Origin of the sequence: Lelliottia sp. 489 (assembly GCF_050435885.1) — a bacterium.
Taxonomy (GTDB): domain Bacteria; phylum Pseudomonadota; class Gammaproteobacteria; order Enterobacterales; family Enterobacteriaceae; genus Enterobacter; species Enterobacter nimipressuralis.
Window position 1 is genome coordinate 202,743 of record NZ_JBNDLC010000007.1, and the last position, 10,301, is coordinate 213,043.

The 10,301-nt window shown below is 52.2% G+C and carries 7 protein-coding genes, 1 tRNA gene and 3 rRNA genes; 7 read left to right on the forward strand and 4 right to left on the reverse strand.

Annotated elements, in window-relative coordinates; genetic code table 11:
* Window positions 1–83: 83 nt before the first annotated feature.
* The 7 genes from ABIE11_RS19105 to ABIE11_RS19135 all read left to right on the forward strand — a co-directional run bounded on the left by ABIE11_RS19105 (window position 84) and on the right by ABIE11_RS19135 (window position 9,511).
* Window positions 84–1,223 (forward strand): efflux RND transporter periplasmic adaptor subunit, encoded by a 1,140-nt coding sequence (locus ABIE11_RS19105; RefSeq protein WP_429185138.1) that lies wholly within the window; start codon window positions 84–86, stop codon window positions 1,221–1,223.
* Window positions 1,224–1,234: 11 nt separating this feature from the next.
* On the forward strand, window positions 1,235–4,345 hold the full coding sequence (locus ABIE11_RS19110) for an efflux RND transporter permease subunit (protein ID WP_429185139.1): 3,111 nt from the start codon (window positions 1,235–1,237) through the stop codon (window positions 4,343–4,345).
* Between the two features lie 311 nt (window positions 4,346–4,656).
* The gene (locus ABIE11_RS19115; RefSeq protein ID WP_015960684.1) at window positions 4,657–4,878 is read left to right on the forward strand and encodes a lipoprotein; all 222 of its coding nucleotides are present in this window, start codon (window positions 4,657–4,659) and stop codon (window positions 4,876–4,878) included.
* 478 nt (window positions 4,879–5,356) lie between these two features.
* Window positions 5,357–6,382: an amino acid ABC transporter substrate-binding protein gene (locus ABIE11_RS19120; protein ID WP_429185140.1), complete on the forward strand. Its 1,026-nt coding sequence runs from the start codon at window positions 5,357–5,359 to the stop codon at window positions 6,380–6,382.
* Between the two features lie 68 nt (window positions 6,383–6,450).
* Window positions 6,451–7,632 carry an amino acid ABC transporter permease gene (locus ABIE11_RS19125; RefSeq protein ID WP_429185142.1) on the forward strand — a complete coding sequence of 394 codons (1,182 nt, stop codon included), beginning with the start codon at window positions 6,451–6,453 and terminating at the stop codon, window positions 7,630–7,632.
* A 9-nt stretch (window positions 7,633–7,641) separates the two neighbouring features.
* Window positions 7,642–8,745 (forward strand): amino acid ABC transporter permease, encoded by a 1,104-nt coding sequence (locus ABIE11_RS19130; protein WP_248860311.1) that lies wholly within the window; start codon window positions 7,642–7,644, stop codon window positions 8,743–8,745.
* Window positions 8,746–8,752: 7 nt separating this feature from the next.
* Entirely contained in the window at window positions 8,753–9,511 is a 759-nt protein-coding gene (locus tag ABIE11_RS19135; RefSeq protein WP_100778666.1) for an amino acid ABC transporter ATP-binding protein, read from the forward strand.
* A 126-nt stretch (window positions 9,512–9,637) separates the two neighbouring features.
* On the opposite strand, the gene rrf (ABIE11_RS19140) is transcribed toward ABIE11_RS19135, so the two are convergent.
* From rrf (ABIE11_RS19140) to ABIE11_RS19155, 4 genes are all read right to left on the reverse strand, one after another.
* Window positions 9,638–9,753: ribosomal RNA gene (rrf, locus tag ABIE11_RS19140) — 5S ribosomal RNA — on the reverse strand.
* A 41-nt stretch (window positions 9,754–9,794) separates the two neighbouring features.
* A tRNA-Thr gene (locus ABIE11_RS19145) sits at window positions 9,795–9,870 on the reverse strand.
* A 14-nt stretch (window positions 9,871–9,884) separates the two neighbouring features.
* Window positions 9,885–10,000: ribosomal RNA gene (gene rrf, locus ABIE11_RS19150) — 5S ribosomal RNA — on the reverse strand.
* 95 nt (window positions 10,001–10,095) lie between these two features.
* Window positions 10,096–10,301: ribosomal RNA gene (locus tag ABIE11_RS19155) — 23S ribosomal RNA — on the reverse strand; the annotation flags it as partial.

Below are 10,301 nucleotides of genomic sequence, written 5' to 3' on the forward strand. Positions count from 1 at the left end.
CGCTGGATTTCTGACTCTTTGCCCCGCGATCCTTTTCACAACCTCACGGCAAATATCAGTTTATTGTTTTTAAAGGAACAGTAATGAAGAAACACTTCAGGCTTTTACCCTTATCCGGTTTTATTGTCTGCTCCGCACTGCTTGCTGGCTGTGATGGTTCTGATAATGCGCAGCAAGGCGCGCAGGTGCCCCAGGTCACTGTCTTTGTCGTGAAAAGCGCGCCACTGGCAGTCACCACGGAGCTGCCAGGGCGCACGGATGCGTTTCGCGTCGCTGAAGTCCGCCCGCAGGTGAGCGGTATTATCTTGCGCCGTAACTTTGTCGAAGGCAGCGATGTGAAAGCGGGCGATTCCCTGTATCAGATCGATCCGGCGTCCTATCAGGCCGCCTATGACAGTGCGAAAGGCGAGCTGGTGAAAGCTGAAGCGGCGGCAAACATTGCCCATTTGACCGTGAAACGTTATGTCCCTCTGGTGGGCACACAATATGTCAGCCGACAAGAGTATGACCAGGCAGTCGCCAACGCCAGACAGGCCGATGCCAGCGTAACGGCTGCGCAAGCGGGCGTCGAAACAGCACGTATCAATCTCGCCTATACCAAAGTGTCATCCCCTATTAATGGACGAATTGGGAAATCCAGCGTCACCGAAGGCGCTCTGGTGACAAACGGCCAGGCTTCCGCACTGGCAACCGTGCAGCAACTCGATCCGATCTATGTGGATGTCACCCAGTCGAGCAATGACTTTATGCAGCTGAAGCAGTCCAGCCTGCAAAAAGGTGACGGCACCAGCAGCGTGCAGCTGTTGATGGAAAACGGCCAGCCTTACGCCGAGAAAGGTACGCTGCAGTTCTCTGATGTCACGGTGGACGAAAGCACCGGCTCCATTACCCTGCGTGCGGTTTTCCCGAATCCTAAACATATGCTGCTACCTGGCATGTTTGTGCGAGCCCGCATTGATGAAGGCGTCCAGCCGAATGCCATTCTCGTTCCACAGCAAGGCGTCACGCGTACTCCTCGTGGCGATGCCACCGTACTGGTCGTGAACGCCAAAGAACAGGTTGAAACGCGTAGCGTGGTGGCACCTCAGGCCATTGGCGATCGTTGGCTAATCACGAACGGGTTGAAGGAGGGCGATCGCGTCATCATCAGCGGCCTGCAAAAAGTGCATCCTGGGGCCACGGTAGTTGCCACGCCTGATTCCGCCGCGACGAAAGCCAGTTAAGGGAATAATCAATGGCTAACTTCTTTATTCAAAGGCCGATTTTCGCCTGGGTGCTTGCCATCATTCTGATGATTGCGGGTGGGCTGGCGATTCTCAAACTGCCGGTGGCACAGTATCCTACGATTGCGCCACCCGCTGTTGCCGTCACAGCCGTTTACCCTGGTGCGGACGCACAAACGGTGCAGGATACGGTGACGCAGGTTATCGAACAGAACATGAACGGTGTCGATAATCTGATGTACATGTCCTCCACCAGTGATTCCGCGGGAAACGTGACGATTACCCTGACCTTCCAGTCAGGCACCGATCCTGATATCGCGCAGGTACAGGTTCAGAACAAACTTCAGCTGGCGATGCCGCTGCTGCCGCAGGAAGTTCAGCAGCAAGGGATCGGCGTGAAAAAATCCAGCAGCAGCTTCCTTCTGGTCGCGGGTTTTGTGTCTGATAACAAAAACCTGACCCAGGATGATATTTCCGATTACGTTGCGTCTAACGTGAAAGACACCATCAGCCGAACTTCCGGTGTGGGCGATGTTCAGATGTTTGGCGCACAGTACGCGATGCGTATCTGGCTCGACAGCAATGCCCTGAATAAGTATCAGCTGACACCGCTGGATGTAATTAATCAGCTCAAAACCCAGAACAACCAGATTGCGGCCGGTCAGTTAGGCGGAACGCCGTCGATTCCAGGCCAGCAGCTTAACGCCTCCATCATTGCGCAAACGCGCCTGAAAACACCGGAAGAGTTTGGCAAGGTTACACTGAAAGTGAACCAGGACGGCTCAATGGTGCATTTGAAAGATGTGGCCCGTATTGAGCTTGGCGGCGAAAACTACAATATGGTGACCAAGATTAACGGCCAGGCGGCTACTGGTCTGGGTATCAAGCTGGCGACAGGCGCCAACGCGCTGGACACTGCCGCTGCCATTAAATCAAAACTGGCCGAACTGCAGGCCTTCTTCCCGCAGGGGCTGAAGGTTGTCTACCCTTACGACACCACGCCGTTCGTGACAATCTCGATTCATGAAGTGGTCAAAACACTGTTCGAAGCGATTATTCTCGTCTTCCTGGTGATGTATCTGTTCCTGCAGAACCTGCGCGCCACGCTGATCCCAACCATTGCTGTGCCGGTGGTGTTGCTGGGTACCTTTGCGGTGTTGGGCGCATTTGGGTTTTCCATCAATACCCTGACAATGTTTGGCATGGTGCTGGCAATAGGTTTGCTGGTCGATGACGCCATCGTCGTCGTGGAAAACGTCGAACGCGTGATGGCGGAAGATAAGCTGCCGCCGAAAGAAGCAACGCAGAAGTCGATGGAGCAGATTCAGGGCGCGCTGGTTGGTATCGCGATGGTGCTTTCAGCGGTGTTCGTGCCGATGGCCTTCTTTGGTGGTTCCACCGGTGCTATCTATCGTCAGTTCTCCCTGACCATCGTTTCGGCAATGGCGCTTTCCGTCCTTGTTGCCTTGATTCTGACCCCTGCCCTCTGCGCCACGCTCCTGAAACCCGCAGCGGAAGAGCACCACGCGAAAGGCGGTTTCTTTGGCTGGTTCAATAACGTCTTCGATAAGAGCGTGGATCATTACAGTAACAGCGTGAGCGGCATTTTACGCAAAACCGGGCGCTATCTGGTGATTTATGTGCTGATTGTTGCTGGTATGGCGGTGTTGTTCCTACGTTTACCAACCTCCTTCTTACCCGACGAGGATCAGGGCGTATTCATGACCATGGTCCAGCTGCCCGCGGGAGCCACGCAAACCCGTACGCAGCAGATACTGGATCAGGTGCAGCAGTACTATCTGACCAAAGAGAAGGCCAACGTCGAATCGGTCTTTACGGTTAACGGTTTTAGCTACAGCGGCCAGGGGCAAAACTCCGGCATGGCATTTATCAGCCTGAAACCGTGGGATGAACGCCCGGGGGCTGAAAACGGGGTCGCCGCGATTGTCGGTCGCGCATCGAAAGCCTTCAGTCACATTAAGGATGGGATGGTCTACCCGTTTAACCTGCCTGCAATCATCGAACTGGGCACGGCTACCGGGTTTGACTTCGAACTTATCGATCAGGCAAACCTTGGGCATATCGAGCTGACAAAAGCGCGTAATCAGCTGCTTGGTATGGCGAAAGAGCACCCAGACCTGCTCGAACGTGTGCGCCCTAACGGGCTGGAAGATACCCCGCAGTTCAAACTGGATGTGGACCAGGAGAAAGCGCAGGCGCTGGGAGTCAGTCTATCTGATATCAACCAGACGATTTCGACCGCGCTCGGCGGGACTTATGTGAATGACTTTATCGATCATGGGCGTGTGAAGAAAGTCTATGCGCAGGCCGATGCTCCGTTCCGTATGTTGCCGGGTGATATCAATAACCTGTACGTTCGCAGCATCAACGGCGAAATGGTGCCTTTTTCCGCGTTTAGCACCTCGCGCTGGATTTCAGGTTCACCGCGCCTTGAGCGCTACAACGGTATGCCTTCGATGGAAATTGTGGGTGAATCCGTGCGGGGTAAGAGCTCGGGTGAAGCGATGGCGATGATGGAAAGTATGGCGCAAAAACTGCCTTCCGGTATCGGTTACGACTGGACGGGAATGTCATATCAGGAACGTCTCTCTGGCAACCAGGCACCTGCGCTATACGCCATTTCGCTGATTGTGGTGTTCCTGTGTCTGGCTGCGCTCTATGAGAGCTGGTCGATTCCGTTCTCCGTTATGTTAGTCGTGCCACTGGGGGTGATTGGTGCGCTGCTTGGCGCCTCGTTAAGCGGGCTGAACAATGACGTCTATTTCCAGGTTGGGCTTCTCACCACCATCGGGCTCTCCGCGAAGAACGCCATTCTGATTGTAGAGTTCGCGAAAGACCTGATGGAGAAAGAAGGTAAAGGGGTTATCGAAGCCACCCTTGAGGCATCCCGTATGCGTTTGCGCCCCATCCTGATGACGTCACTGGCGTTTGTTCTCGGTGTACTGCCGCTGGTAATTAGCCGTGGTGCGGGCAGTGGCGCGCAAAACGCCGTGGGCACAGGGGTCATGGGCGGCATGCTCTCGGCAACGCTTCTGGCTATCTTCTTCGTTCCCGTATTTTTCGTGGTCGTCAGACGACGGTTTAATCGAATCAAGAAGTAAAACAAAGATAAAGGCGTCATCCGGCGCCTTTTCTTATTCTTTTACACAGAACATTAGCACGCAAATTATCATTGTATTATTATGCCTGCGAATAATCGTTAACTTCCTCCCGGCGTAAAATCTATTATTCGTTCCATACTTCCTCCATAAATTCATGCCGTTCTGTTTTTTTCTCCATGATTTTTACAATCCACATAATTTGAGATTATTCACCCTGCTGTTGTGGATAGGTGTAGTGGTAAAATGACCATCAGCTCGATAAATACCCTATTGGTTTTATAGCGAGCCAGTTTTAATTCTGAGGTAACATCATGAAAAGATTCATTTGCGTTGCAACTCTCGCTGCGCTTCTTGCCGGTTGTGCGCACGACTCTCCGTGTGTGCCGGTGTATGACGATCAAGGCCGTCTGGTTCATACCAACACCTGTATGAAAGGCACGACCCAGGATAACTGGGAAACCGCAGGGGCAATCGCCGGTGGTGCCGCCGCTGTCGCTGGTCTGACGCTGGGTATCGTCGCATTAACGAAATAATGCTTTCCTGCAAAAGCGCGGTGCATCCGCGCTTTTGCTTCAAACCGGTGCAATGATTTCCTGATAAGTTAAAAAAACTCCCCTTTTCCAACTGCCTCTCCTTATTAATATCTGATTCTTCTCACATCTTTTTTGTCGCGTCTTTTTAATTTCATTTCCCAGCGTGATACTTTTCACAATTCAATTACATTAACTATCCTGCCAATATTCACGCCAGAAACTACCATCCTGAATTAACCCACTAGCTAACAACTTTTGCTCTGATTTGTGGCGTAGGTTGTGATTTCGCACCATTTCGGGGCGCTCGATTTATTTATCCCTGTCTACACTCTGCATTATGCGTTCAATTCTCTCTTTTTCAGCCGAACGCAAAACTGGCATTACGTTTGCTTTATAAACGTCGGCCAACGCCACAGACAGGTAAAAGCGTTTTAAAACGACTTTCTATAACGATAAATTTCGCCACACAGGATGCATTATGAAAAAGACGATGTTAGCCAGCCTGGCCGCAGCGGGCATGTTGTTTGCTGTAGCGGGACAAGCTCATGCCGGCACAACGCTGGATGCCGTTAAAAAGAAAGGCTTTGTACAGTGCGGTATCAGTGATGGGTTACCGGGCTTCTCTTATGCCGATGCGAACGGAAAGTTCACCGGTATTGATGTCGATGTATGCCGTGGCGTTGCAGCAGCCCTCTTCGGGGATGACACCAAAGTAAAATACACCCCTCTGACGGCGAAAGAGCGCTTTACCGCTCTGCAGTCGGGCGAAGTGGACATGCTTTCTCGTAATACCACCTGGACTTCATCGCGTGACGCAGGCATGGGAATGTCCTTCACCGGCGTTACCTATTATGACGGTATCGGCTTCCTGACCCACAACAAGGCGGGACTGAAGAGCGCCAAAGAGCTCGACGGCGCGACTGTTTGTATTCAGGCAGGCACTGACACCGAGCTGAATGTCGCCGACTATTTCAAAGCCAACAACATGAAATACACGCCAGTCACCTTCGACCGCTCTGATGAATCCGCTAAAGCGCTGGAGTCTGGCCGTTGCGATACGCTGGCGTCAGACCAGTCTCAGCTGTATGCCCTGCGCATCAAGCTGAGCAACCCGGCGGAATGGATTGTTCTGCCAGAAGTCATCTCGAAAGAACCTCTCGGCCCGGTCGTACGCCGTGGCGATGAAGACTGGTTCTCCATCGTTCGCTGGACGCTGTTCGCTATGCTGAACGCCGAAGAGATGGGCATCGACTCGAAAAATGTCGATGAAAAAGCCGCTAATCCATCAACGCCGGATATGGCGCACCTTCTCGGTAAAGAGGGTGATTTCGGTAAAGATCTAAAACTGGATAACAAGTGGGCATATAACATCATTAAACACGTCGGTAACTATTCAGAGATCTTCGAGCGCAACGTGGGATCGGAAAGTGCATTGAAGATCAAACGTGGCCAGAACAACCTCTGGAACAACGGCGGCATTCAGTACGCTCCGCCGGTACGTTAAGTTTTTAGCTGTAACGGGCACCGCATCTGTGGTGCCCAGTCCAGAGTCATGGTTACCGAGGTTTCTTTATGTCCCATCGCCGCTTAGCCGTAAAAGGAAAACTTTCCTTTTCTCATCCCGCGGTCCGCGCCTGGCTATTCCAGATAATTGCTGTTGTCGCCGTCGTGGTCGTCGCGATTTATTTAATTCATAACACTGTTACCAATCTGAGCAATCGCGGCATTACTTCGGGCTTTGCCTTCCTGGATCGCAGCGCTGGTTTTGGCATTGTGCAGCACTTGATTGATTATCAAGAAGGAGACACATACGGAAGAGTGTTTCTGGTCGGCCTGCTGAACACGCTTCTGGTCTCTGCGCTGTGTATTGTGTTTGCTTCGTTTCTGGGCTTTTTCCTCGGACTTGCGCGCCTTTCGGAGAACTGGTTATTACGCAAACTCTCGACGATTTATATTGAGACGTTTCGCAATATTCCGCCGCTCTTGCAGATCTTCTTCTGGTATTTCGCCGTACTGCGCAATTTACCCGGCCCGCGCCAGGCTGTTGATGCCTGGGATCTGTTTTTTCTGAGTAATCGCGGTCTCTATATTCCCTCGCCGCTGGCGGGCGAAGGGCTGTACGCGTTCATGGCAGCCATTGTTGTTGCTCTCACCATTACGATTGGGCTGTTTCGCTACAACCGCACACTTCAGATTAAAACCGGGCAACTTCGCAGAACATGGCCAGCAGGCGTTGCATTGATCGTGGGATTACCGCTGCTCGCACACTGGACTTTCGGTGCTGCGTTGCACTGGGATATTCCACAGCTGCGTGGTTTTAATTTCCGGGGTGGGATGGTGCTGATCCCAGAGCTTGCGGCGCTGACGCTGGCGCTGTCGATTTATACCTCCGCATTTATTGCCGAAATCATTCGTTCTGGTATCCAAGCAGTACCCTATGGGCAGCATGAAGCCGCGCGATCACTCGGATTACCAAATCCGGTGACACTGCGTCAGGTGATCATCCCGCAAGCCTTGCGCGTGATCATCCCGCCGCTGACCAGTCAGTATCTTAATATTGCCAAAAACTCCTCGCTGGCGGCTGCCATTGGTTATCCCGACATGGTTTCCCTTTTCGCCGGAACCGTGCTTAACCAGACCGGGCAAGCTATCGAGACTATCGCCATCACCATGTCCGTCTATCTGATTATCAGCCTGACGATCTCACTGCTGATGAATATCTATAACCGTCGCATCGCCCTGGTTGAGCGCTAAGGAACCATGATGACAAAAGCCGTATTGTCACAGCCCTCGCGCCCGTCCAGCGCCGGAAGCTGGCGTTTCATCGCCTGGGCACGCAAGAATCTGTTCTCCTCATGGAGTAACAGTCTCCTTACGATCGTCAGTTTATGGTTGATTTGGGAGCTGATTCCCCCCCTGCTGAACTGGGCGTTTTTACAAGCAAACTGGGTAGGCTCAACACGAGCTGACTGCACCAAGGCCGGTGCCTGTTGGGTGTTTATCCATGAGCGTTTCGGCCAGTTTATGTATGGTCTCTATCCACACGATCAACGCTGGCGCATCAATCTTGCGCTAGTTATCGGCCTGCTGTCGATCGCACCGATGTTCTTTAAAGGTCTGCCGCGTCGTGGTCGCTATATTGCCTGCTGGGCAGTGGTGTATCCGCTGATTGTCTGGTTGCTACTGTACGGGGGAATACTAGGGCTGGAGCGTGTTGAGACACGCCAGTGGGGTGGGCTGACGTTAACCCTGATCATCGCTTCTGTTGGGATCGCCGGGGCGCTGCCGTTGGGTATTTTGCTGGCACTTGGCCGTCGTTCAACGATGCCAGTGGTACGCATTCTGTCGGTGATCTTTATCGAGTTCTGGCGCGGTGTACCGCTGATTACCGTTCTGTTTATGTCCTCGGTGATGCTGCCGCTGTTTATGGCGGAAGGCACCACGATCGACAAACTGATCCGCGCCCTGGTGGGGGTGGTGTTATTCCAGTCAGCATATGTTGCAGAAGTGGTTCGCGGCGGGCTTCAGGCGCTGCCAAAAGGTCAGTATGAGGCTGCTGAATCGCTGGCACTTGGTTACTGGAAAACCCAGGGACTCGTGATCTTACCCCAGGCGCTCAAGCTGGTTATTCCGGGGCTGGTGAACACTATTATCGCCCTGTTTAAAGATACCAGCCTCGTGATCATCATTGGATTGTTTGATCTTTTCAGTAGTGTTCAGCAGGCCACAGTCGACCCGGCCTGGCTGGGAATGTCTACCGAAGGCTATGTTTTCGCTGCACTTGTTTACTGGATTTTCTGTTTCAGTATGTCGCGCTATAGCCAGCATCTGGAAAAGCGCTTTAATACCGGGCGTACGCCGCATTGAGGAATTTATGAGCAAAATAACGATGACCCCCGCTGACGCGATGATTACGCTGGAAAACGTTAATAAATGGTACGGGCAGTTTCATGTTCTGAAAGATATCAATCTGAAGGTAAAGCAAGGTGAACGTATCGTCCTGTGCGGCCCGTCAGGTTCAGGTAAATCTACGACGATTCGCTGTATTAACCATCTTGAAGAGCATCAACAAGGGCGCATCGTTGTTGATGGAATTGAGCTGGATGAAGATATTCGCAATATCGAACGAGTCCGCCAGGAAGTGGGTATGGTATTCCAGCATTTCAATCTGTTCCCCCATTTGACGGTATTACAGAATTGCACACTGGCGCCTATTTGGGTTAGAAAGATGCCTAAAAAAGAAGCTGAGGCGCTGGCGATGCATTATCTGGAACGGGTGCGCATTGCTGAACATGCGAATAAGTTCCCCGGACAGATATCGGGGGGGCAGCAGCAGCGTGTCGCTATCGCGCGATCCTTGTGCATGAAACCTAAAATTATGCTGTTCGATGAACCGACTTCAGCGCTCGATCCAGAGATGGTTAAAGAGGTGCTGGATACGATGATTGGTCTGGCACAATCGGGAATGACAATGCTCTGTGTCACGCATGAAATGGGCTTTGCCAGAACAGTGGCAGACAGGGTGATCTTCATGGATCGCGGGGAAATTGTCGAACAGGCTGCACCGGAAGAGTTTTTTGCCCATCCGAAATCTGAAAGAACGCGAGCATTTCTGTCCCAGGTGATTCATTAATCAATGATAGTTGCCCGGTGGCATTTGGTTGCCGGGCAAAAGTTGTCTGGCAACGTTCTCGTCTGATATTTCGATGTATAAACGCAAAAAGGCCATCCTTGCGGATGGCCTTTTCACTTATTTGATGTCTGGCAGTTCCCTACTCTCACATGGGGAGACCCCACACTACCATCGGCGCTACGGCGTTTCACTTCTGAGTTCGGCATGGGGTCAGGTGGGACCACCGCGCTAAAGCCGCCAGACAAATTCTTTTACTATTGCCGAACTTCAACCACGTATAAAGTGGTGCTGATACCCAGAGTCGAACTGGGGACCTCACCCTTACCAAGGGTGCGCTCTACCAACTGAGCCATATCAGCACGCTAAATTTGATGCCTGGCAGTTCCCTACTCTCACATGGGGAGACCCCACACTACCATCGGCGCTACGGCGTTTCACTTCTGAGTTCGGCATGGGGTCAGGTGGGACCACCGCGCTAAAGCCGCCAGGCAAATTCTGTATCAACACGCATCTCTGCGCATTAATTAATCTGTATCAGCTGAAAATCGACTGTCTCTGCTTCGCCAAAACATCTTCGGCGTTGTAAGGTTAAGCCTCACGGTTCATTAGTACTGGTTAGCTCAATACATCGCTGCACTTACACACCCAGCCTATCAACGTCGTAGTCTTCAACGTTCCTTCAGGACTCTCAAGGAGTCAGGGAGAACTCATCTCGGGGCAAGTTTCGTGCTTAGATGCTTTCAGCACTTATCTTTTCCGCATTTAGCTACCGGGCAATGCCATTGGCATG

Bases quoted from the DNA above. Each gene is read 5' to 3' on its own strand.
- ABIE11_RS19105 (WP_429185138.1), top strand. From the start codon at position 84: ATGAAGAAACACTTCAGGCTTTTACCCTTATCCGGTTTTATTGTCTGC.
- ABIE11_RS19110 (WP_429185139.1), top strand. From the start codon at position 1,235: ATGGCTAACTTCTTTATTCAAAGGCCGATTTTCGCCTGGGTGCTTGCC.
- ABIE11_RS19115 (WP_015960684.1), top strand. From the start codon at position 4,657: ATGAAAAGATTCATTTGCGTTGCAACTCTCGCTGCGCTTCTTGCCGGT.
- ABIE11_RS19120 (WP_429185140.1), top strand. From the start codon at position 5,357: ATGAAAAAGACGATGTTAGCCAGCCTGGCCGCAGCGGGCATGTTGTTT.
- ABIE11_RS19125 (WP_429185142.1), top strand. From the start codon at position 6,451: ATGTCCCATCGCCGCTTAGCCGTAAAAGGAAAACTTTCCTTTTCTCAT.
- ABIE11_RS19130 (WP_248860311.1), top strand. From the start codon at position 7,642: ATGACAAAAGCCGTATTGTCACAGCCCTCGCGCCCGTCCAGCGCCGGA.
- ABIE11_RS19135 (WP_100778666.1), top strand. From the start codon at position 8,753: ATGAGCAAAATAACGATGACCCCCGCTGACGCGATGATTACGCTGGAA.